Below are 19,520 nucleotides of genomic sequence, written 5' to 3' on the forward strand. Positions count from 1 at the left end.
GAGCTTGGTCGGATCGTCTGCGGCAATGACGATGCATTTCTGCACCTATTTTCTTACGTCAATCCAGCCCATCTCAATTCCATAGCGAATGAGATCAATGTCCTTGCGTATACCCAGCTTGTTCATGACAGCCACCTTGTGCGTGCTGACCGTCTTGATACTGCGATAGAGCTTTTTTGCTATCTCGGACACCGTCATGCCAGAGATGAAAAGAAGCAGAACCTCTTCCTCCCGCTTTGAGAGTTCTATCGATGTCCGCACCGCACCCAGCCATTCTCCTCCCAGCAGCTTGCTTGCACTGGGAGATATGAATTGACCATCCGTGTATGCAGCGTAGATGGCGGGCAGCAGACTTCCCAAAGAATCCGTTTTATGGACAATTCTGTAGATTCCTTGGTTGGTAAGAGATTTGATTATTCCAATATTCTCGATCATTGTCAGCATGACGATCTTGACACTTGGAAATCTTTTCCGAATGACATTCAGCATCACCAGACCATCACCGTAGGTTCCACCGGGCATGGAGTAATCAGTTACCAGAACATCACATTCGTTTTTCTTCAGAAAACTTATGATTTCAGTGGAGTTTTTCGCTCGACCTACAATCTCTATTTCATGCTTATCCTCCAAAACACTTTCTATGCCTGCCAGAACTGCCGGATGGTCATCGGCAATTAATATCCGCAAGACGAAATTTTTCATGACTCAAAAAATTAAAATAATTCGCACGAAGAACATTCCTATTCTAGGCAGCCGGCTACTAGGATTTAATTGGATTTGTCTGATTTTTCAATCCAAAAATCTAAGATTTGTCTGATTTGCAAGATTTATTGCCGAAAAATCGGGTACCAGTCCTAGGTCCCACTCCTAGAATTCAACAGACAGTTGAATCAATGGTTGAATGGATTCGGGCCAGATGCCGCCGGGACCTGAAGCGCCCGATCTGCGGGAAGGCGCCAGACCTGTGCGCGATGAGAACACTGCGGCGCTTGGCGGGCGGCTGAAGAGATGGCGGAATCCCGGCACAATCGAGGGATGCGAATCCTCCACACCATGCTGCGCGTTGGCAACTTCCAGCGCTCCATCGATTTCTACACACAGGTTCTTGGCATGCAGCTGCTGCGAACCTCCGAGAACCCGGAGTACAAATACTCCCTGGCCTTCCTGGGCTTCGAGGGCGGCAACCCGGCCCAGGCCGAGATCGAGCTGACCTACAACTGGGGCACCGAGGCCTATGACATGGGCTCGGCCTATGGCCACATCGCCATTGGCGTGCCGGACGCGTATGCCGCCTGCGAGAAGATCAAGGCGTCCGGCGGCAACGTGACGCGCGAAGCAGGCCCCGTCAAGGGCGGCACCACGGTGATTGCCTTTGTGACGGATCCGGACGGCTACAAGATCGAACTCATACAAGAGAATTCGCGAGCCCATGCCGGGACCCAGCCTGACGGTGACGCGAAGTTCGACCCGCTGCGCAATTCCTGATCCACGCAGCCGTCAAAAGAAAAGGCCCGGAGCGATTGACGCTCCGGGCCTTTCTTTTTGGCCGTTTACAGCGGCAAGACTGAGGCTCAGTCCACCAGGATCACTTCCACGCGGCGGGCTTCGGCGTTGCTGCCGTCAGCCTGCAGCTGCTCGGGCTTCTTGAGTTCGACCTTTTCCTCAGCCACGCCCAGAGCGGACAGGGCGGCCTGGACTGCCAGGGCGCGCTTCTTGGCCAGTTCGGCGTTGAGTTCGGCGCTGCCCGTGGCGTCGTGGTAGCCCGAGATCACGGCGCGCTTGCCGCCCTTCACACCGGCGACCACGTCGGCCAGCGCTTCATTGGCGCCCGCGGCCAGTTCGGCCTTGGCCGATGCGAAGTAGAACTTGACCACGCCGTTTTCGACAACGACGCGGGCCACATCTTCCTCCAAGACCACCGGCACCATTGCTGCCACAGGGGAAGCGCCGCCTGCCATCTTCGCCGGGCCATGCGCAATGCCGCGCTGGTAGACGACGACGCCAACGACCGTGGAGACGACGAGCGCAATCAGCGCGAACAGGAAACCCAGGGCAAAACGTTGTTGGCTGTCGTCGTCGGAATGACTGAAGGACATGAAGCACTCTCCGTGAATGAGCTGTTGGATGAAAACCAGAAAGACTGCGAAAAACCGGTGGATTGTAGAGGGCCACCGTCGAGGGCCCCGCGCCACGCCCAAACCCCGCGCTGACGGCTGGCAAAAACTGTGGTGCGGCGGAGACAGAAGACCGGCCCTGCAAGGGCAAAGCACGCGCTTGTGCACCGTTTGGGCGTCCAGGCGTTAAAACGTCATTGTTCTTTCATGCTGTCGCGCCCATGTCCGCCCTGCCAGAATTTTCATTCGCCCGCCGAGAGTCACAGCCCATGCTGGACGAGGCGCTGCACCGATGGGGCGGGAGCGATGACCTCTGGATCTTCGGCTACGGCTCGCTGATCTGGCGGCCGGATATCGATTTCTGCGAACGCCGCACGGCGCGTGTCTTTGGCTGGCACCGGGCGCTGAAGATGTGGAGCACCATCAACCGCGGCACGCCCCAGAACCCTGGTCTGGTCTTTGGCATGCTGTCCGGCGGCAGCTGCCAGGGCATGGTGTTCCGCATTCCCCGGCACCACGGCCATGACGTCATGAGAAAGCTGTGGCAGCGCGAGATGGCCAATGCCGTCTATGACCCCCGCTGGCTGCCCTGCCGCACCGGCCAGGGCACGGTGCAGGCGCTGGCGTTCACGCTGTCCCGGCAAAGCCCCAATCACACGGGCGAGCTGGCGCCCGAGGACTATCGCCGCATTTTCAGCGAGGCCAAGGGCATCTACGGCAGCACGCATGACTATGCGCGCGCAACCTTCGATGAGCTCAAGCGCCTGGGCATCCGTGACCGCGCCTTGCAACGCCTGCTCAGCTACGCGGGCCAGCCCGACGCAGGCGCGCGGCAAGGCTCCGTTTGACGCCATCGCCGCGCACGGCCACAGAACGCTGCGCTCTCCGACATGGCCGCCGTATCGCACGCTGCATGATGGCGGCTGCGCGCCATGCGCCCCCGTGACTTTTTCAGTTCCCATTCCAACCAGGAGATTGCCGCCATGCCTTTGAACGCTTCCCAATCCAGCCACGCCGCCACTTCGCAGCCCTCCACCCCGTCCACCGCCGTGAAGCTGTTGATGGCTGCCGGCATGGTGCTGGCCCTGGGCGCCTGTGGCAGCCAGCCCAAGCCTCCTGCCGCAGCCTCCGCATCGACCCCGGCAGCCGTCACGACAGCGCCCGCCTCCCGCAATGTGGCCATGGCCCAGCTGCAGCCCACGCAAGGCAGCAAGGTCAGCGGCAGCCTGCAGTTCACGGCACAGGCCGATGGCAGCGTGCGCGTGCAAGGCTCCGTCCAGGGGCTGGCGCCGAACAGCGAGCACGGCTTTCACGTCCATGAAAAAGGCGATTGTTCCAGCCCTGACGGCCTGAGCGCAGGCGGCCACTTCAACCCGACCGGCCAGGCCCATGGCCGCTTCGATTCTTCGGCCCATCACACGGGCGACCTGCCCAGCCTGCGATCCGATGCGCAAGGCATGGCAAGCATCGACTTCGTGTCGCGCGGCCTCGCATTGGACCAGGGACCCAACAGCGTGGTGGGCCGCGGACTGATCGTGCACAAGGACCCGGACGACTACACCACGCAGCCCACCGGCAATTCGGGGGCGCGCCTGGCCTGTGCGGTGATCACGCGCGGATGATGTGCTCGGCCGGGTCTGCGTTCAGCGCAGGCAGTCGCGCAGCCACGCCGCGCACTGCTCGGCGCGCGCGCCCGGCCATTGGACGCTGACCGTGGTATCGCCACGGCGCAGCTCGACATGAATGGTGTCGGCAGCGCCCGCGCTGCCTTCACCGCTCAAGCTGCCGATTAGCCGCCCCCACCAGCCACGGCCCCGCAGGTCTTGGGCCGTGGAGGAGAGCTCCGAAGCTGGCGCTGGTGCTGGCGAATTCCGGGCTTGCACCACCGTTTCCCTGGCTGGCTCGGAGGCCGGCGCGGGCGCGACAGGTGCAGGCGCCTGCATGGTCGCCTCGCCCGCAGCGGGCTCCCCTCCCCCGCCTTCGAGCCGCGCGGCCAGATTGTTACCGAACTCCTCCCATATTCGGTCGGCCTTGGTCTTCATCACGCTCAGGCCGAAGGCGCCCAGACGGCCCAGCAGGTCCACGTCGATCTTGATGCGCAGTTCGGTGCCTCCATCCGGCATGGCGCTCAGGAAGATTTCACTGCGCTGCTTGAGCGAGCTGGCCACCGAGGTGTCTTCTCCCGTTCCTTCCACGCGCAGATACTCGGGAGCGCGTTGCTCGACGATGCGTGTGCGCAGCTTGAATCTGGCGCTGATGAAGGAGATCTTCTGGTGCATCACCGCCACGTATTCGGTGGGGCTGACCACTTCGATGGACTGCATGCCCGGCACGGCACCTCCCATGACCTGGGGATCGAGCAACAAGGCCCATACCCGCTCTCGCGAGGCCGAAACAGTCAGGGTTTTCTCAATTTCCATGCATTTTCTCCGCGGCCACAAGGACCGATTCCACGATCTGGGTGTAGCCCGTGCAACGGCACAGGTTGCCGTTGAGGCCATGGCGAACTTCGTCCGCGCCGGGAAGGGGGTTACGCCCCAGCAGATCGCAGGCGGCCATGATGAAGCCCGGTGTGCAGTAGCCGCACTGCAGGCCGCCGCATTGCATGAAGCTTTGCTGCAGCGGGTGCAGCCGTTGTGACAGGTCTGCGCCCGCACCCCCAGCAATACGGTCGGCCAGGCCTTCGATGGTGGTGAGCGCGCGGCCCTGGACCTGCACGGCCAGCAGCAGGCAGGACTTCACCACTTCGCCATCCAGCAGCACCGAGCAGGCGCCGCACACGCCCGTCTCGCAGCCGCGCTTGGTGCCCGTCAGGTGCAGGTCATCACGCAGAAAATCCGACAGCAGCCGGCGCGCAGGCACGTCCACGCTGCAGGGCTCGCCGTTGACGGTGCATTCGATGCGATGTCGGCTCATGCCAGCTCTCCTTGTTCCAGTGCCAGGTCCAGGCCAAACAGTTCGGCCACGGTGCGCCGCACGTTGACGCGCACCATTTCTCGGCGGAAATCCGCCGAGCCGCGCAGGTCCGAAACCGGTGTGATGTCGGCCGCGACGATGTCACCCGCCTCGGCCGCCAAGGCCCAGGTGAGGGCACGGCCTTCAAGAAAGCCCTCGGCGCGCCGCTGGCGCACGGGTATGGGCGTAGAGGCGCCCACGACGAGACGCGCGTCGCGGCAGATGCCCCCGGCGGTGTGCGCCACCAGGGCCACGCTGGCCAGCGGCCGGTGTTCGGCCGCTGTGCGCAGAAAGCGCGTGTACACACCGCTGCGCCGGTCGTCTCCTTGCCCCATGGGCGGCACGCGGATCTCGCTGACGATCTCGTCGCCTTCCAGCGCCGTGGCGTAGTAGTCGACCAGGAAGTCCTCGATGTCCAACAGGCGCTCGCCTCTTGCGCTGGCCAGCACGATCTGGGCGCCCAATGCCATCAGGCAGCCGGGCGGGTCGGTGGAGGGGTCGGCATAGCAGAGATTGCCGCCCACCGTGCCCTGATTGCGCACCTGCGGGTTGGCCATGCGCTGCGCCATGCCGGCCAGGACAGGATAGTGATGCGACACCAGCGGCGAGGCCGCCAGTTCGGCATGGCGCACCAGGGCGCCGATACGCAGGCCACGCACCGGGTCGAAGTCCAGGCCGCGCAACGCATCGATGCCAGCCAGCGAGACCAGGTGCGTGGGCGCGAGCATGCGCTGGCGCATGCCCAGCATCAAGGCTGTGCCGCCGGCGATCACGCGGCAGTCCTCGCCCAGTTCGGCCAGCAACCGGCTGGCCTCCGCCACCGAGGTGGGCTCCAGGAAGTCGAAGTCATGCATGACGGCCCTCCTCGGCGCGTGCGCGCAGCGCCGCCAGGATTTTTTCGGGCGTGATCGGCAGATCGCATATGCGCACGCCGATGGCGTCGTACACGGCGTTGGCGATGGCAGGCGCTCCCGGCAGGATGGCGGTTTCGCTGGCCCCTTTGGCGCCATAGGGGCCGTTGGGGTCGTTGGACTCGACAAAGCCGCCGCGCAGCAAGGGCACGGCGTCGGCCGTTGGCATGGTGTAGTCGGCGAAGTTGCCGTTGGCCAGGCGCCCGCCTTCCAGGTGCAGTTGCTCGTAAAGGGCCCAGCCCATGGCCTGGACGGTGGCCCCGTTGGTCTGCCCATGGATGGCGACGGGGTTCAGCGCCTTGCCGCAGTCGTCGGCCACATAGCTGTCAAGCACCCGGACCTGGCCGGTTTCTGTATCGACCTCGACCTCCACTGCCTGGGCCGCGAAGGAATAGGCCGGCGCGATGTTGCCGTGCAGCTGGGCGTCGTGCATCTGCGTCTGGGCATCCCAGGTGTGGCTGACCTGTATGCCCTCGCCGCCATGGCGCCAGATGTGCTGGCGTGCGAGCTCGGCCATGCCTGCCGCACGGTCGGTGCCGCGCACGCGCACCTGACCATCGGCCAGCTCCAGGTCGTCGACCTGCGCCTCCAGCACGACGGCGGCCAGGGCCAGCAGCTTGCTGCGGGCCGCCTGCGCGGCACCTATGGCGGCATTGCCTGCAGCCATGGTCACGCGCGAGGCCAGCGAGCCTATGGCGAAGGGGGTGCTGTCCGTGTCGGGTGCGGCCACGCGGACCTGCGACAACGGCAGCGTGAGTTCATGGGCGACGATCTGGCTGAGCATGGTGGCCGCGCCCTGGCCCATGTCGCACTCGCCACTGAGCACAAGCACCTGGCCATCCTCATGGATGCGCACCACCACGGTGGAGCCGTCCCAGTTGCCCATGGTGCGGTTGCCGCTGACATGCATGGCCGCGGCCATGCCCACGCCCCTGCGGCGGGCGCCAAGGGCCTGGCGGGGGCGGGCGCGCTTGCCGCGCCAGTCGATGGCATCGGTGGCCTGGTCTATGCACTCCTTGAGGCCGGCGCTGCCGATCTTCCAGCCATGCACTGTCACGTCGCCGGCTTCCACTGCATTGAGCTTGTGGACTTCGGCCGGATCCAGCCCCAGCTGCTCGGCCATGATGTGGATGTGGCTGTTGAGCGCGAACAGCATCTGCGTACCGCCAAAGCCGCGGAACGCGCCGTGCGGCGGGTTGTTGGTATAGACCAGGGTGGCGTGCGATCGGACGTTGCCCTGCCTGTGCATGTTGTCGCTGCGCATGGCACTGACGTGCATGACCTCGGCCGACAGACCCGCATAGGCACCGCACTCGGCGACGATGTGCACCTGCTTGGCGAGGATGCGGCCATCACGCGCCATGCCCAGCTTGAGCGTGATGCGCTCGGGGACGCTGGAGCAGCAGGCCAGGAAGTCCTCCAGCCGGTTGTTGACCAGGCGCACGGGCCGCCCGGTGCGCAGGGCCAGCAGGCCCGCCACGAGCTGGTTGTCGTCCTCGACGATCTTGCCGCCAAAGCCGCCGCCCGTGGTGGCCTGCACCACGCGGATGGCGGACACCGGCAGCTCCAGCGCCGCCGCCAGCCGGGCACGCGCCAGGAAAACCGACTGCGTGGAGGTCTGTACCAACAGGCGGCCATCGGCGTCGATGGAGGCCAGGGTTGCCATGGGTTCCAGGTAGCCGGGGTACTGCGCATGCGTGGTGTACGTGGCTTCGTGAACCAGATCAGCTGCGGCGAATCCGGCATCTGCATCGCCGCGCTCGAAGCGGATCTCGTGGGCGGTGTTGCCCCGGCCCGGATGAACGCCGGGCGCTTCTTCATCCAGGGCTTCCTCGGGCGACAGGATGGCGGGCAGTTCTTCGTACTCGACCTCGATCAGGTCCAGCGCATCGCGGGCGATCTCTTCTGTGGCGGCAGCCACGGCTGCCACCTCTTCCCCCGCAAAGCGCACCAGGCCGTCGGCCAGAATGCGCCGCTCCTTGTGGCTCACGCCCCAGGGCGTGCGCGGTGCATCTGCCCCGGTCAGCACGGCTTTCACACCGGGCAGCGCACGCGCTGCAGCAATGTCGATGCGCACGATGCGCGCATGCGGATAGGGGCTGCGCAACAGCTTGGCATGCAGCATGCCCGGCAGCTTGAGGTCGCCCGCGTACTGGGCACGACCTAGTACCTTGGACAGCGCCGTGACCTGGGCCGTCTCGCGGCCCAGCGTGGAATTCGAGGTATTCATGTCATTCAGCGGTGATGCCGAGTTCGCGGATCACCTTGCCCAGGCGCTCGTAGTCGGCAGCGTTGACATCGGCCAGCACCTGCGGCGACCCGCCCACGGGCACGGCACCGAAGGTGGCCATCTTTGCCGCCACCTCCGGCATCCTGAGGATCTCGTTGAGATGGGTGTTCAAGGTCTGCACCACGGCGGCCGGCGTGCCCTTGGGCGCGAAGAAGCCATTCCAGGCACCCGCGGCGATGTCCCTGTAGCCCAGTTCCGCCAGCGAAGGCACATCGGGCAGCAGGGGCGAACGCTTCGGGTCGGTCACGGCCAGCGCGCGCAGCTTGCCCGCCTGGATGTACTGGGCCACCGGCCCCAGCGTGACGTAGGCCAGTCCTACATGGCCCGCTGCCACATCGTTGACGGCCGGTGCCACGCCGCGATAGGGCACATGCTGAATGCTCACTCCGGCAGCGCGGTTCAGCCACTCGGCACCTATGTGCATGGGCGAGCCTGCGCCGGGACTGGCGTAGCTGAGCGTCTTGCCGGCCTTGGCCGCAGCCACCATGTCGGCCACGCTTTTGAATCCCGTGGAGGGATGGGCCACGAGCAGCACGGCCTGGCTGGCGGTCTGCACCACGGGGGTGAAACCTTTCAAGGGGTCATAGGTCGCGGCAGGAGGGAGCCTCATCACCATGGGGGCGATGGTGAAGGGGTTGGGCGTGAACAGCAGCGTGTAGCCATCGGGCACGGCCCGCGCAACCAGGTTGTTGCCCACGGTGCCGCCCGCCCCGGGCCGGTTGTCCACCACCACGGGCTGGCGCAGACGCACCGTGAGCTTTTCGGCGAACAGGCGCGCCATGGCGTCCGTGTCACCACCTGCGGGATAGGCGACCACCACGGTGATCGGCCTGGCGGGGTAGTCCTGTGCAAATGCCGGACCACAGACAGCGGTGGCAAAAGCCAATGCTGCAATGGTCAGGCCTTGCCGACGATGGGGTGTCATCACTGGCTCCTTTGAAAGCGCGGACATGCATCGGTCAGATACGGGCATGGCAGCTGGGGCTGGCTATGGGATGAATTCATACGATTCACCCATGAAACATTGATCCTCAAAAGAATCAATGACGATTTTCTCCAGTAAGTTGATGAATCAACTTACTGAAAACACCGATTGACCTCTATTGATTTATCTAAAGAAATTCCACAAGACAAACGTCAGGCAGCCTGTGAAACAATTGATGGGAACATGTCCATCCCACCTTCTCCTCTCCCTGTGCCCAGCACGCCCGCAGGCAATCCCTGGACCCACCTTGACGAGGCAGGCAGCAGCCTGACCGTCGATGCCTTTCTGACCACGCTGATGAGCCAGGTGGGCAATGCGCTGCGGCGCACCATCACCGTGCCCTATGCCGATACGGCGGGCTTGACGGTTTCGGAGTGGCGGCTGTTGGCCCTTGTCGCGCATGCAGGCGAGTTGCCGTTCAGCGCGCTGGTGGTGCAATCCACTTCGGACAAGGCCCTGGTGAGCCGGGCGCTGCGGCTGCTCGAGGAACGCGGCCTGGTGGCCCTGCTGGCGCAAGGCTCCACTCCACGCAAGAAGATCCTGTGCTCCATCACGCCTGCGGGCCGGCAGTTGCATGACGAGGTAATGCCCGTGGCCCGGCAACACCAGGCCGCTGCTCTGCTGGCGCTGACGCAGGAGGAACGGGAGGTGATGTATCGGGCCTTGCTCAAACTGCGCGGTTATTGCCAAGGCAGCCAAGCCGACCCAGCGACCGAAGGCGGCCCCGCTACGGCAGACGGCGAAGCCTGAATTCAGCCCACTTCAGGCCGGTTCTGCAGCAACACCTCAGCGCGCGCCAGATCGTCCAGCGTATCGATGTCGGTGAGCACACCAGCATCGTCCACATCGACCTGAACCACATGTCCGGCTTCGCGCAGCGCCTTCAGCACAGGCGCCCCGCCCTTCTCTCCGCTCAACGCCATGAGCGCCGCGCCGCATGCGGCGCCGAAACCCACGGGATGTCCACGCTCGCCTTGATGGACAGGCTGGGCGGCTCGGGCCCCCGCATGCAATGCATCGGCCACTTTCAGCAAGGTCTGTGGACTCACCAGCGGCAGGTCGGCCGGCAAGACCAGCCAGCCTGGCGCATCGGCTGTGGCACGCACGGCCGCAGACAGCGAATCGCCCATTCCGGGGTGGCCCGCATCTTCCAGATGCCAGGGCAGGCCGCTGGCGCGGACGGCGGCCAGTGTGTGTTCCAGCACGGTGCTGCCGCCCAGCGGCGCAGCGAGCTTGTGCATGGTGCCGCCCGACGCGCGGAAACGCTCGCCACGGCCCGAGGCGAGGATGATCACGCAGGGGCGGCCTTTGAAGTCTCTGAGCATGCGCAACTCTAGCGCAGCAAATGGCAGGTCGGGCGCAGGCACAATGCTGGCCATGAGCAGCATTTCCACCTCGATCGCCGATCTGCGCAAAAGCTACGAGCGCGCGGAACTGAGCGAATCGGCCTCCCTGGCCGATCCGCTGCAACAGTTTGACCAATGGCTGCAGGAAGCCCTGAGCGCCCAGGTGCCCGAGCCCAATGCCATGACGCTGGCCACCGTGGGCGGCGACCTGCGGCCCAGCACGCGCATCGTGCTCATCAAGGGCTACGACGAGCGCGGCCTGGTCTGGTACACGAACTACGACAGCCGCAAGGGCCAGCAACTGGCGGGCAATCCGTTTGCAGCGCTGCAGTTCCACTGGGTGGAGCTTGAGCGCGTGGTGCGCATCGAGGGCCGCGTGGAAAAGGTCAGCGATGCCGAAAGCGATGCCTACTTCAACAGCCGCCCGCTGGACTCGCGCATCGGTGCCTGGGCCAGTCCGCAAAGCCAGGTCATCAGCGGCCGCAGCGTGCTGGTGGCCAATGCGGCCAAGTACGGCGCGCAATTCCTGCTGAACCCGCCGCGCCCGCCGCACTGGGGCGGATTCAGGCTGGTGCCCGAGCGCTGGGAATTCTGGCAAGGCCGCAAGAGCCGCCTGCATGACCGCCTGTGCTACCAGCTGGAATCTGGAACCTGGCTGCGCCAGCGCCTGGCGCCCTGATCCCCCGGATTGCCGGCGCTGCTCCTGCTGAAACCCGTCAGCCCAGCAGACGCTGGGCCAGCCACAGCATCAGCGGCACGGTAAGCAAGGCCAGCGCCGTGGACACCGCAATGCTGGCGGATACCTCCTCCTGCATCACGCCATAGCGCTGCGTGAACAGGAACACGTTGGCCCCCACGGGCAGTGCAGCCGCCGTGAACATCACGGCCACTGGCAGGCCGCCCAGACCGAAGGCCCAGGCCAGCGCAAGCAGCAGCAGCGGATGCACCAGGTTCTTGACCAGCGCGATGCCCACGGCCTCGCGCAGGTTCTGGCCCACCTTGGTATAGGCCAGGGTCACACCCACCAGCAGCAGCGCCATGGGGCCCAGTGCCTGGCCCAAGACCTGCAGTGAGCGATCCACCACGCCAGGAAGAGCCAGACCGGTCTGTGCGAACAGCAGGCCGGCGAGTATGGGCAGCGGCACAGGATGAACGATGCCGTTGCGCACCGCCTGCAGCACCGTGCGCCACATGGGGCGCGGCGCGCTCTGGCCCGACCGCTGGTGCTCGCGAGCCTCGGCCAGCTCGAACACGATGGTGGCCGCCGTGAGCAGAATCAGCGCGTGCAGCGAAACGAGGGTGAACAGCGTGACCAATCCGTCCTCCCCGTAGACCAGCCCCACCAACGGCACGCCGATCATGACGGTGTTGCTGAACATGTTGGCCAGCCCCCGCGCGGCCGAACGCGTGGAAAAACCGCCCAGGACCATGGACACCCCGAAGATCAGCGCAGTCGCCAGGAAATACAGCGCCACGGGCTGAAAGTCCAGCTCCTGCACGCGCACCGCGCCCATGGTGCGGAACAGCAGCGCCGGCGTGAGCACCAGGAAAACGAGGTTGGACAAATCCTTGATGGCGGCGGCCCGCACCCAGCCCAGACGGGCGGCGAGAAAACCTGCGCCAATGCAAAGAATGACGGGGATGAGGGAAGCAAAGACGGGAGAGTTCACTGAAGCGGGATCGGGAAGCTGCGCCTGCGCAGGTTGGCGGCGCGCGCAGATTATGCGCCGCAGGCCAGGCCCTGCCTCATTCAGGCTTCTTCCAGGGCCTCGAAGGCCTGGGTCAGATGGTCGATGAGCAACCGCACGGCGGGCAATTGCCCGCGCCAGGATGCGTACACCGCATGGATCAGCTCGCGGCGCGGCTCCCAGTCGGGCAGGACGACCAGGCACTGCGCCCTTTCGGCCAGCACACGCAGCATGGTCATTGTTCTTTATTCAGGACGATGAAGGCAAATTTTGCCATCTACCGCATTCATCGTTCAAATCCTAAGATTCTCCCATGTGCAAAAAGTGGCTGGCGCTAACGCTGCGGCAGCCACGATTCCCAAGGAGAAGCAAATGCTCAAGAAGATGCTCGGCGTCTACAGCGCTCCCCGTGCCCATTGGGTGGGCGACGGCTTTCCCGTGCGCTCGCTGTTCAGCTACGGCAACCATGGTGCGGCTCTGAGCCCCTTTCTGCTGCTGGACCACGCAGGCCCCGCCAGCTTCGAGCCGGCTGCCCAGCCTCGCGGCGTGGGCGTGCATCCGCACCGCGGCTTCGAGACCGTGACCATCGTCTATGAGGGCGAAGTCGAGCACCGGGACTCGACCGGCGCTGGCGGGCTGATCGGCCCTGGCGACGTGCAGTGGATGACGGCAGGCGCGGGCATCCTGCATGAGGAATTCCATTCCCATGCGTTCACCGAACGCGGCGGGCGGCTGGAGATGGTGCAGCTGTGGGTGAACCTGCCCGCCAAGGACAAGTCGGTTGCGCCTGGCTACCAGACCCTGGTGGATGGACAGATCCCGTCCGTGGAACTGCCAGGCGGCTCAGGCCGGGTGCGGGTGATTGCCGGAGCCTTTGGCAACAGCCAGGGGCCGGCGCGCACCTTCACGCCCATCAATGTCTGGGACCTGCGCCTGAAAGCCGGCCGCACCACCGAGCTGCGCGCCAAGCCCGGACATACGCTGGCCCTGGTCGTGCTGCATGGCACGGTGCTGGTCAACGACGGCGAGGTTGTTCGCGAAGGGCAGCTGGTGCACTTCGATCGCGAGGCTGATCTGGTGCGCCTGGAGGCCAACAACGACGCCACCGTGCTGTGGCTGGAGGGCGAGCCCATTGCAGAGCCCGTGGTGGGCCACGGCCCGTTCGTGATGAACAGCGAGGCCGAGATCCGCGAAGCCATTGCCGACTTCAACGCTGGCCGATTCGGGCGCATGGCGGCTTGACCGTGGCGGCCCCTGTCCTGAAGGCAGGGGCCGCCTTCTGCCCTCCCCTTGCTTCCCCTGGACCAGCGCTTGCGATCACCAGCGCGCAGATCCAGCGCGGGTGCTTGAAAGTGCCCAATACACGTCTAGAGACGTGCCAAGGACTCGAATCCAGGCCGAACGGCCCTTTTTCTGGCGACTTGTCGCCACTGGTGTTCATCAGTCGATAACAAGGTTGCCACTTGATTTCATGTAAGTTACATTGAACAACTCCATTGGTTGACTCGTTTTGTTCTCAACGCCCATGACTTCATCACCATCTCAGGCACCCGCTGCAGGCAAGCCGCCGTCCACTGTCCCCGACGGGCTGGCCCTGTTCCGGCATTGGCTGGAAACCGAGGGCGCCAAGGGCTGGGATGCCCTGGACACGGCGCCCGACAGCGGCTACGAAAAGGTATGGCGTGCCTGGCTGCGCAGCCTGGGCGATGCCGGCATGTCAGCCAAAGAAGGTCCCCCCTCCCCGGCCACGCCGAAAGGCAAAGTCAAGGCGAAGACCCGCGCCTGGCAACAGGCCAACGCCGTTGATGTCCAGAATTTCCTGCGCCCGCGCGAAGGCCAGTTGTCGGGCCACCAGCCCGGCCGCCGCATCAGCGAGGTCACGCGCAGGCGCTACTGGCGATTGCTGGAACGCATTTACGACCATGCGCTGGACCACGGCTGGGTCAGCGCCAATCCCGCCGCAGGGCTGGCGCCGCAGGAACGCCCACCTGCCGAAGACGGCCAGGGCCATTGCCTTCCCGCGCCGCTGTGGAATGCCCTGCCCCGCCACATACCGATGGCCGACGGCTGTCAGTCGGCGCGCGACCGCGCCATCTTGCTGCTGCTGTACGAACTGGCGCTGGCGCCCGAGGAGGTGCGCGGCCTGTGCTGGCGCGATGTGCAATGTGCCGGACCAGGCGATGGCCTTCCCTGTCAATTGCATATCGATGGCGCACGCGCCGCGCAGCAGCGCACGCTGGATCTATCGGAAACGGTGGTGAAGGCGCTGCAGGACTGGAAAGGCTTCAGCGCCGGCCAGCGCGGGCCGGAGGCCGTTCAACCCGATGCCACGGTCTTTTATTCGCGTGAGGGGCAGCCGCTGTCGGTGCGCGTGCTGTTCCATGTGGCTTCACAGCTGATACAGCGCGCCCATGCCGCGCAGCCTGCCTCGGCGCAGCAGGCGCCGCTGCACCGCGTCGGCCCGCAGGTGCTGCGCAACACGGCCATCGTGCAGTGGCTGCGCGCGGGCCGTGCCGAGACCGAAGTCGTGCAGTGGATAGGCGTTGACAGCGCGCGCGCCCTGCGCCATCTGCAGCATTACCTGTAGCAGACGGCGCTGGAGCGCAGCGGGCAGTTCGCCCTGGAGTGCGTTCTTAGAACGACACCTTCACGCCCACCGTGATGTTGCGCCCCATCAGCGGCGCAGCGTTCTTGATGAACGAGGTGTGGGCGAAGGCCAGGCGGTTGGTCAGGTTGTTGCCCTTGATGAAGAACTGCCAGGGCATGCCACCCGAGGTGCGCAGCGTGTAGCTGGCAGAGACGTTGAGCATGCCGTAGCCGTCCGTCTCGGTCTCATAGGCCGTGACGCGGTTCTGGCGCAGCACCTGCACCCATTCGGCCTGGGCATCCCAGCCCTTGTAGAAGGTGTCCACGCGCAGGCCCACGCGCGCCGCGGGGATGCGCGGCAAGGCGGAGCCGTCTTCCAGCCGCGCACGCACGGCGTCACCGAACAGGGTCACGCCCCACTGGCGCGACAGCTTCTGGCGCACCTGGCCCTCCACGCCGGTGAAGCGCGCATCGGCCTGGGTGTACTGCAGCAGTTGCAGGCCGTCATGCTCGTCCAGCGTGGCGCCATAGATATAGCCCTTGACGCGATGGTGGAAGGCATTGACGCTGAACGTGGTGTCGCCCGCCGTCTTGCGCAGGCCGATGTCCAGCGCCTGCGAGCGTTCGCGCTTGAGGTCGGCATTGCCGCGCTCGTAGGTGGAAGTCGCCATGTGCAGGCCGTTGGCGTACAGCTCCTCGGCCGTGGGCAGGCGGTTGCCCTGCGTCAGCGAAGCCGAGAGGCTGTAGCCCGGGGTGAACTTCCACACCGAGCCCAGCGAGAACGATGTGCCGCTGTGGCTGCGCGAGATGCCGCTTTGCTGGGCGTCCACGGTCTGGCGCTCGTGGCGCAGCGCAGCTTGCCAGCGCCAGTCCTGCCAGCGGTATTCCTCCAGCAGGTAGATGCTGTTGCGGCGGGTTTCGGTGGGTTGCACATAGGCCTCCTCACCCTCGGCACTGAATTTGCGCTGCACGGTCTGCAGGCCGATGACGCCGCGCCAGCCGGCGATGGGCTCCAGGTCTGCCTCCACGCGCAGGTCATGGGCGCGGTTCTTGAACGTGGTCGAGACCTGGCCGCCCTCGATCTCGTCATGGCGATAGTCGGTCCAGCCACCGCGCACGCGCAGCGCCGCGATGCCAGCCGTCGGATTGCGCCATTCGCCGCGCAGATCCCAGCGCTCGCTGTTGAGATCGACCACCGGCACGCTGCCATGGTCGTGATCGTGTTCGTCGCCGCCATGGTCATGCCCGTCCTCGTCGCCGTGGTCATGGCCGCCGCAGTGCAGATGGTCGCCATGGGTGTGGCAGCCCTCGAAGCTGTGGTTGTGGCCTGGCAGGCCATAGCGCGCGGTCTGGCGCGTGTAGGCCAGGCCCAGGTAGCCTTGCGTGCCGATCCAGGACAGGCCCAGGCTGCCCGTGTCCGTGCGGTTGAAGCTGCCGCCCACGCGCCCCTGGGACTGGCCGTTGGGAGCCCAGCCGCTGCCCACGCGGTAGTCGCCGGCATCGCGCGCCATGCCCTCGGCGTGGATGGCCAGCTGGCCGGCGCCGCCCGTCAGCGAAAAAGCGCCCGCCGTCTCGCCCGCGCCCGTGCTGCCGCGCAGCTGGGCCGAGCCCGTGATGCCGTTCTTGGGAATGGACGTGGGGATCTTGTCGTCCAGGATGTTGACCACGCCGCCCATGGCACCGCCGCCGCCGTAGATCAGCGCCGAGGGGCCGCGCAGCACCTCGATCTGCGTGGCCAGCATGGGCTCGCTGGCCACTGCATGGTCAGGGCTGATGGTGGAGGCATCGTGCAGCTCGGAGCCATCGCTGAGGATTTGCACGCGCGGGCCGTCCATGCCGCGGATGATGGGCCGGCTTGCGCCTGCGCCGAAATGGCTGGCATGGATGCCGGGCTCGCCATCCAGCGTCTCGCCCAGCGTGGCCGCCTGCCGCAGCGTGAGCACGTCGCCTTCCAGCACCGTGGCCGGCGTGGACATGTCGGCCGAGGTCAGGCCCAGGCCGCTGGCCTTGACCGTCACCTCATTGAGCACGGGGGCATCACTGCGCGGCGCGCCCGCATCGGCAGCAGCTGCGGCTGCGGGTCCTGATGCGGGCACGGGGTCGGCAGGCTCTGCCGCCATGGCCAGGCCGCCCGTCGCCGGGCCCAGCACGCCTGCCAGCAGCAGTTGCTGCAGCAGCGGGCGCAGTTTCGTCCTCTCCCCCTGCGCCTTGGCGTCCTGGTGGTATTGCTTTGTTGTCACTCTCATCACTGGTCTTCCCGGCAGCGGCCGGCCACGGCCCTGCGGGGCGTGGAAGTCCGGGCGCTGCAAAAAAATGGCGTCGGAAGCGGACGGCCATGGCGCGCCCTGCAGGCGCATGCGGCCATCCGATCGGATATGCATTCAAGGAACTGCCGGACCTGGGCGCGGCGCCTTGCTGCGATCAATGCAGCAAGGCGCGGCCAAACGGCTGTGCAGGACAGGCGCATGCAGCGCCAGTCCCGGAGATTCAAGCCGCCAGGTAGACAGTGATGGGATGCGGGGGACCCCGCGCATCGAAGAAGGCCGCCAGCATGCGGCCATCGCGCACGACGACCGGCTGGACGGGTTCGGCCTGCTCGCCCCAGAAAGGCGGCAGCACCACGGCGGATGGCGGCCCCGCCATGCCTTCGTGCAACTGGTCCAGCAGTTGGCAATCCGCCGGGCCGTGGCCCGAGAACAGCGCATGGACCCAATCGACAGGTGCATTGCAGGAAGTGGCAACCACCTCCACCGGGCCATGGAGCGTGGCTGCAGCCAGGCCACCCGCGTGTACCACGCGGTGCATCTGGCCCAGCAACGGCGCCAGGGCAATGGACCAGACCAGCAGCCAGGCCACGAGCCAGGCCCGACCCGGCACGGCGCCGCGCAACGCAAGCCTTGAGGCCTGCGCTGGCAAGTGACGTTCCGGGGGTTGCAAGGGCATGGAGGGATCAGGGGCTGGATGGGCAGCGCAGAGTGTATGCGCCAATTTGCGGGGCAGGTTTCACCATCCCGTCACAAAGACTGGCGATTGCTCACGGCTCCACACGGCGGGCAGGACCGCACTCAATGCGCATGGCGCATGCCGCAGAACTTGCCCAGCGCCAGGCCCTTGCAATCGGCCTGCAGTTGCTTTTGGCATTGCTCGTGATCGCGGCCGGCGGCCAGGCACTGCGCGGCGGCTTCGTGGGCCTTGGCCATGGCGCGATGGCGTTCCATGTCGGCCCGGGCATGGGCATCGAGCGGCGCCGAGGCGCCCTGTGCCTTGGCGTCCGGCTGGGCTTTCGCGTGGTCGTGGTCGTGGTCATGTGCCTGGGCTGCTGCGGCCAGGAAGACAGCGGCCAGGATCAAGGAAACGGAGCGCAATGGTGCAAGGGTCATGCGAAATCCTGAAGAGCTATGCAAGAGAAGAAAGGGGCTAGGGCGATCGCCTCAGGCAGACGGGGCATTTCGGGAAGGCCCTGCACTGCTGCAGTCCTGGCACAGCCCTGTCACCGCCACCTCAATGGCCCGGCCCTGCAGGCCGCTGGCGGCCAGCGCCTGGCGCAGCTGCAGCAAAGCAGCCTGCAGCGGCTCGCCGCCCCCACCGCCCTCGCCGCCCAGCCGAAAAGCGCTGTGGCAATCCGCGCATTCGAAATGCGCAGCGGCATTGGCCTGCCTGGCCGCGCCCGGCACGGACCGGCCGTAGCGGGCCACGCGGGCAGCATCCACGCTGCGGCGCAACACACCGGCTGCCGCCAGGCGGTCCAGCAGCCGGTAGACGGTGACGCGGTTGACCTGCACGCCCTGGGCGTGCAGGGTCGCTTCCACATCGGCTTCGCTCAGGAGTGCGTCGGCCCGCGACTCCCACATCGCCAGCACGGCCCGCGTGGCACGCGTCGAACGCATGCCGGCAGGTATGGGCAGGGAAGTGGGGATCGTCAAGGACATGGGTGATGAAAGGTCAGGCCGCTGAACACGGCAGGGCAGCCAGGTGGCATTATCGCAACCGGGTTGCATTATGCCTGCGAATCACAACCGCTTACATCACGCGCCGCCACCCGCTCACGGCTTGACCCAGCGCGCAAAGGCGCCCCGGAACTTCTGCACCTTGGGCCCCACGACAAAGGCGCAGTAGCCCTGGTTGGGATGGTTGAGGAAGTAGTCCTGGTGGTAGTCCTCTGCCGGCCAGTAGCTGGCCAGGGGCTGCACCTCGGTGACGATGGGCGCGTCGTAGGCGCCAGCCTGCGTGAGTTCGGAGATCAGCGTGCGCGCCACTTCGGCCTGTTGCTCATTCGTGGTGTAGATGCCGCTGCGGTACTGCGTGCCCACATCATTGCCCTGGCGGTTGAGCGTGGTCGGGTCGTGCGTGCCGAAGAACACGGTGAGCAGGTCGCGCAGCGGGATCACGGCTGGATCGAACTGCACGCGGATGACCTCGGAATGGCCGGTCTCGCCGGTGCAGATGTCTTCGTAGCTGGGATCGTCCAGATCGCCATTGGCGTAGCCGCTTTGCACGTCGCTCACGCCGCGCACGCGGTCGAAAACGGCTTCGGTGCACCAGAAACAGCCGCCGCCCAGATAAATGGTTTCAGTCGCCATATGCGCCTTTTCTGTGAAGAAATCGAAAAAATGACCACACGCAATGCATGCGGGCCGTTGCACCT

The 19,520-nt window shown here is 65.6% G+C and carries 21 protein-coding genes and 1 pseudogene; 7 read left to right on the forward strand and 15 right to left on the reverse strand.

Going from position 1 to position 19,520, the window contains the following annotated elements; translation table 11 throughout:
• Positions 1–45 precede the first annotated feature (45 nt).
• Positions 46–702 (reverse strand): response regulator transcription factor, encoded by a 657-nt coding sequence (locus INR38_RS24490; protein WP_013802276.1) that lies wholly within the window; start codon positions 700–702, stop codon positions 46–48.
• Positions 703–1,035: 333 nt separating this feature from the next.
• Between INR38_RS24490 and gloA the strand changes: the two genes are divergently transcribed.
• The gene (gene gloA, locus INR38_RS24495) at positions 1,036–1,485 is read left to right on the forward strand and encodes a lactoylglutathione lyase (RefSeq protein WP_043796127.1); all 450 of its coding nucleotides are present in this window, start codon (positions 1,036–1,038) and stop codon (positions 1,483–1,485) included.
• 86 nt (positions 1,486–1,571) lie between these two features.
• Here the strand turns inward: gloA and INR38_RS24500 are convergent, their stop codons facing one another.
• The gene (locus INR38_RS24500) at positions 1,572–2,096 is read right to left on the reverse strand and encodes an OmpA family protein (RefSeq protein WP_063325997.1); all 525 of its coding nucleotides are present in this window, start codon (positions 2,094–2,096) and stop codon (positions 1,572–1,574) included.
• A 239-nt stretch (positions 2,097–2,335) separates the two neighbouring features.
• On the opposite strand from INR38_RS24500, the gene INR38_RS24505 reads away from it, so the two are divergent.
• Together INR38_RS24505 and INR38_RS24510 are read left to right on the forward strand one after the other, a co-directional pair.
• Complete coding sequence (locus tag INR38_RS24505) at positions 2,336–2,962, forward strand: gamma-glutamylcyclotransferase (protein WP_207443450.1); 627 nt, start codon at positions 2,336–2,338, stop codon at positions 2,960–2,962.
• 135 nt (positions 2,963–3,097) lie between these two features.
• On the forward strand, positions 3,098–3,736 hold the full coding sequence (locus INR38_RS24510) for a superoxide dismutase family protein (RefSeq protein ID WP_207443451.1): 639 nt from the start codon (positions 3,098–3,100) through the stop codon (positions 3,734–3,736).
• Between the two features lie 21 nt (positions 3,737–3,757).
• Here INR38_RS24510 and INR38_RS24515 read toward each other — a convergent pair whose 3' ends face one another.
• The 5 genes from INR38_RS24515 to INR38_RS24535 are packed head-to-tail and all read right to left on the reverse strand — an operon-like array spanning position 3,758 to position 9,195.
• Entirely contained in the window at positions 3,758–4,534 is a 777-nt protein-coding gene (locus INR38_RS24515; RefSeq protein WP_207443452.1) for an SRPBCC family protein, read from the reverse strand.
• Complete coding sequence (locus INR38_RS24520) at positions 4,524–5,030, reverse strand: (2Fe-2S)-binding protein (RefSeq protein WP_207443453.1); 507 nt, start codon at positions 5,028–5,030, stop codon at positions 4,524–4,526. Before INR38_RS24520 ends, INR38_RS24515 begins: the two co-directional genes overlap by 11 nt.
• Positions 5,027–5,923: a xanthine dehydrogenase family protein subunit M gene (locus tag INR38_RS24525; RefSeq protein WP_016447072.1), complete on the reverse strand. Its 897-nt coding sequence runs from the start codon at positions 5,921–5,923 to the stop codon at positions 5,027–5,029. The genes INR38_RS24520 and INR38_RS24525 overlap by 4 nt, the downstream gene beginning before the upstream one ends.
• Complete coding sequence (locus INR38_RS24530) at positions 5,916–8,210, reverse strand: xanthine dehydrogenase family protein molybdopterin-binding subunit (protein WP_207443454.1); 2,295 nt, start codon at positions 8,208–8,210, stop codon at positions 5,916–5,918. Before INR38_RS24530 ends, INR38_RS24525 begins: the two co-directional genes overlap by 8 nt.
• A 1-nt stretch (position 8,211) precedes the next feature.
• The gene (locus INR38_RS24535; protein WP_016451723.1) at positions 8,212–9,195 is read right to left on the reverse strand and encodes a tripartite tricarboxylate transporter substrate binding protein; all 984 of its coding nucleotides are present in this window, start codon (positions 9,193–9,195) and stop codon (positions 8,212–8,214) included.
• Positions 9,196–9,438: 243 nt separating this feature from the next.
• Here INR38_RS24535 and INR38_RS24540 point away from each other — a divergent pair, with 243 nt between their 5' ends.
• The gene (locus INR38_RS24540; protein ID WP_013802266.1) at positions 9,439–10,005 is read left to right on the forward strand and encodes a MarR family winged helix-turn-helix transcriptional regulator; all 567 of its coding nucleotides are present in this window, start codon (positions 9,439–9,441) and stop codon (positions 10,003–10,005) included.
• A gap of 2 nt (positions 10,006–10,007) precedes the next feature.
• Here the strand turns inward: INR38_RS24540 and INR38_RS24545 are convergent, their stop codons facing one another.
• Entirely contained in the window at positions 10,008–10,580 is a 573-nt protein-coding gene (locus tag INR38_RS24545) for a nucleotidyltransferase family protein (RefSeq protein ID WP_063325992.1), read from the reverse strand.
• Positions 10,581–10,632: 52 nt separating this feature from the next.
• Between INR38_RS24545 and pdxH the strand changes: the two genes are divergently transcribed.
• Complete coding sequence (gene pdxH, locus INR38_RS24550) at positions 10,633–11,280, forward strand: pyridoxamine 5'-phosphate oxidase (RefSeq protein WP_043796748.1); 648 nt, start codon at positions 10,633–10,635, stop codon at positions 11,278–11,280.
• A gap of 37 nt (positions 11,281–11,317) precedes the next feature.
• Here the strand turns inward: pdxH and INR38_RS24555 are convergent, their stop codons facing one another.
• Together INR38_RS24555 and INR38_RS24560 are read right to left on the reverse strand one after the other, a co-directional pair.
• Positions 11,318–12,271 (reverse strand): AEC family transporter, encoded by a 954-nt coding sequence (locus INR38_RS24555; protein ID WP_063325991.1) that lies wholly within the window; start codon positions 12,269–12,271, stop codon positions 11,318–11,320.
• Positions 12,272–12,351: 80 nt separating this feature from the next.
• Positions 12,352–12,501 (reverse strand): annotated as a pseudogene (locus tag INR38_RS24560) (LysR family transcriptional regulator); the annotation flags it as partial.
• 160 nt (positions 12,502–12,661) lie between these two features.
• Here INR38_RS24560 and INR38_RS24565 point away from each other — a divergent pair.
• Together INR38_RS24565 and INR38_RS24570 are read left to right on the forward strand one after the other, a co-directional pair.
• Positions 12,662–13,531 carry a pirin family protein gene (locus INR38_RS24565; protein WP_207443455.1) on the forward strand — a complete coding sequence of 290 codons (870 nt, stop codon included), beginning with the start codon at positions 12,662–12,664 and terminating at the stop codon, positions 13,529–13,531.
• A gap of 283 nt (positions 13,532–13,814) precedes the next feature.
• Positions 13,815–14,876: a tyrosine-type recombinase/integrase gene (locus tag INR38_RS24570; protein WP_207443456.1), complete on the forward strand. Its 1,062-nt coding sequence runs from the start codon at positions 13,815–13,817 to the stop codon at positions 14,874–14,876.
• Between the two features lie 46 nt (positions 14,877–14,922).
• Here the strand turns inward: INR38_RS24570 and INR38_RS24575 are convergent, their stop codons facing one another.
• The 5 genes from INR38_RS24575 to msrA all read right to left on the reverse strand — a co-directional run bounded on the left by INR38_RS24575 (position 14,923) and on the right by msrA (position 19,455).
• Positions 14,923–17,121: a TonB-dependent receptor gene (locus tag INR38_RS24575; RefSeq protein ID WP_207443457.1), complete on the reverse strand. Its 2,199-nt coding sequence runs from the start codon at positions 17,119–17,121 to the stop codon at positions 14,923–14,925.
• 241 nt (positions 17,122–17,362) lie between these two features.
• Complete coding sequence (locus INR38_RS24580; protein WP_063325987.1) at positions 17,363–17,818, reverse strand: hypothetical protein; 456 nt, start codon at positions 17,816–17,818, stop codon at positions 17,363–17,365.
• 122 nt (positions 17,819–17,940) lie between these two features.
• A complete protein-coding gene (locus tag INR38_RS24585) occupies positions 17,941–18,255 on the reverse strand; it encodes a hypothetical protein (protein WP_065346574.1) in 315 nt (104 codons plus the stop codon).
• 51 nt (positions 18,256–18,306) lie between these two features.
• The gene (locus tag INR38_RS24590; protein WP_242699180.1) at positions 18,307–18,804 is read right to left on the reverse strand and encodes a transcriptional repressor; all 498 of its coding nucleotides are present in this window, start codon (positions 18,802–18,804) and stop codon (positions 18,307–18,309) included.
• 114 nt (positions 18,805–18,918) lie between these two features.
• On the reverse strand, positions 18,919–19,455 hold the full coding sequence (gene msrA, locus INR38_RS24595) for a peptide-methionine (S)-S-oxide reductase MsrA (protein WP_034394147.1): 537 nt from the start codon (positions 19,453–19,455) through the stop codon (positions 18,919–18,921).
• Positions 19,456–19,520 lie beyond the last annotated feature (65 nt).

This window comes from Delftia sp. SD018 (genome assembly GCF_017355445.1).
GTDB classification, from domain to species: Bacteria; Pseudomonadota; Gammaproteobacteria; order Burkholderiales; family Burkholderiaceae_C; genus Comamonas; species Comamonas acidovorans.

Bases quoted from the DNA above. Each gene is read 5' to 3' on its own strand.
- INR38_RS24510 (WP_207443451.1), top strand. From the start codon at position 3,098: ATGCCTTTGAACGCTTCCCAATCCAGCCACGCCGCCACTTCGCAGCCC.
- INR38_RS24535 (WP_016451723.1), bottom strand. From the start codon at position 9,195: ATGACACCCCATCGTCGGCAAGGCCTGACCATTGCAGCATTGGCTTTT.
- INR38_RS24505 (WP_207443450.1), top strand. From the start codon at position 2,336: ATGTCCGCCCTGCCAGAATTTTCATTCGCCCGCCGAGAGTCACAGCCC.
- INR38_RS24575 (WP_207443457.1), bottom strand. From the start codon at position 17,121: ATGAGAGTGACAACAAAGCAATACCACCAGGACGCCAAGGCGCAGGGG.
- INR38_RS24530 (WP_207443454.1), bottom strand. From the start codon at position 8,210: ATGAATACCTCGAATTCCACGCTGGGCCGCGAGACGGCCCAGGTCACG.
- INR38_RS24540 (WP_013802266.1), top strand. From the start codon at position 9,439: ATGTCCATCCCACCTTCTCCTCTCCCTGTGCCCAGCACGCCCGCAGGC.
- INR38_RS24590 (WP_242699180.1), bottom strand. From the start codon at position 18,804: ATGTCCTTGACGATCCCCACTTCCCTGCCCATACCTGCCGGCATGCGT.
- INR38_RS24525 (WP_016447072.1), bottom strand. From the start codon at position 5,923: ATGCATGACTTCGACTTCCTGGAGCCCACCTCGGTGGCGGAGGCCAGC.
- gloA (WP_043796127.1), top strand. From the start codon at position 1,036: ATGCGAATCCTCCACACCATGCTGCGCGTTGGCAACTTCCAGCGCTCC.
- INR38_RS24545 (WP_063325992.1), bottom strand. From the start codon at position 10,580: ATGCTCAGAGACTTCAAAGGCCGCCCCTGCGTGATCATCCTCGCCTCG.
- INR38_RS24570 (WP_207443456.1), top strand. From the start codon at position 13,815: ATGACTTCATCACCATCTCAGGCACCCGCTGCAGGCAAGCCGCCGTCC.
- pdxH (WP_043796748.1), top strand. From the start codon at position 10,633: ATGAGCAGCATTTCCACCTCGATCGCCGATCTGCGCAAAAGCTACGAG.
- INR38_RS24580 (WP_063325987.1), bottom strand. From the start codon at position 17,818: ATGCCCTTGCAACCCCCGGAACGTCACTTGCCAGCGCAGGCCTCAAGG.
- msrA (WP_034394147.1), bottom strand. From the start codon at position 19,455: ATGGCGACTGAAACCATTTATCTGGGCGGCGGCTGTTTCTGGTGCACC.
- INR38_RS24515 (WP_207443452.1), bottom strand. From the start codon at position 4,534: ATGGAAATTGAGAAAACCCTGACTGTTTCGGCCTCGCGAGAGCGGGTA.
- INR38_RS24490 (WP_013802276.1), bottom strand. From the start codon at position 702: ATGAAAAATTTCGTCTTGCGGATATTAATTGCCGATGACCATCCGGCA.
- INR38_RS24500 (WP_063325997.1), bottom strand. From the start codon at position 2,096: ATGTCCTTCAGTCATTCCGACGACGACAGCCAACAACGTTTTGCCCTG.
- INR38_RS24520 (WP_207443453.1), bottom strand. From the start codon at position 5,030: ATGAGCCGACATCGCATCGAATGCACCGTCAACGGCGAGCCCTGCAGC.
- INR38_RS24565 (WP_207443455.1), top strand. From the start codon at position 12,662: ATGCTCAAGAAGATGCTCGGCGTCTACAGCGCTCCCCGTGCCCATTGG.
- INR38_RS24585 (WP_065346574.1), bottom strand. From the start codon at position 18,255: ATGACCCTTGCACCATTGCGCTCCGTTTCCTTGATCCTGGCCGCTGTC.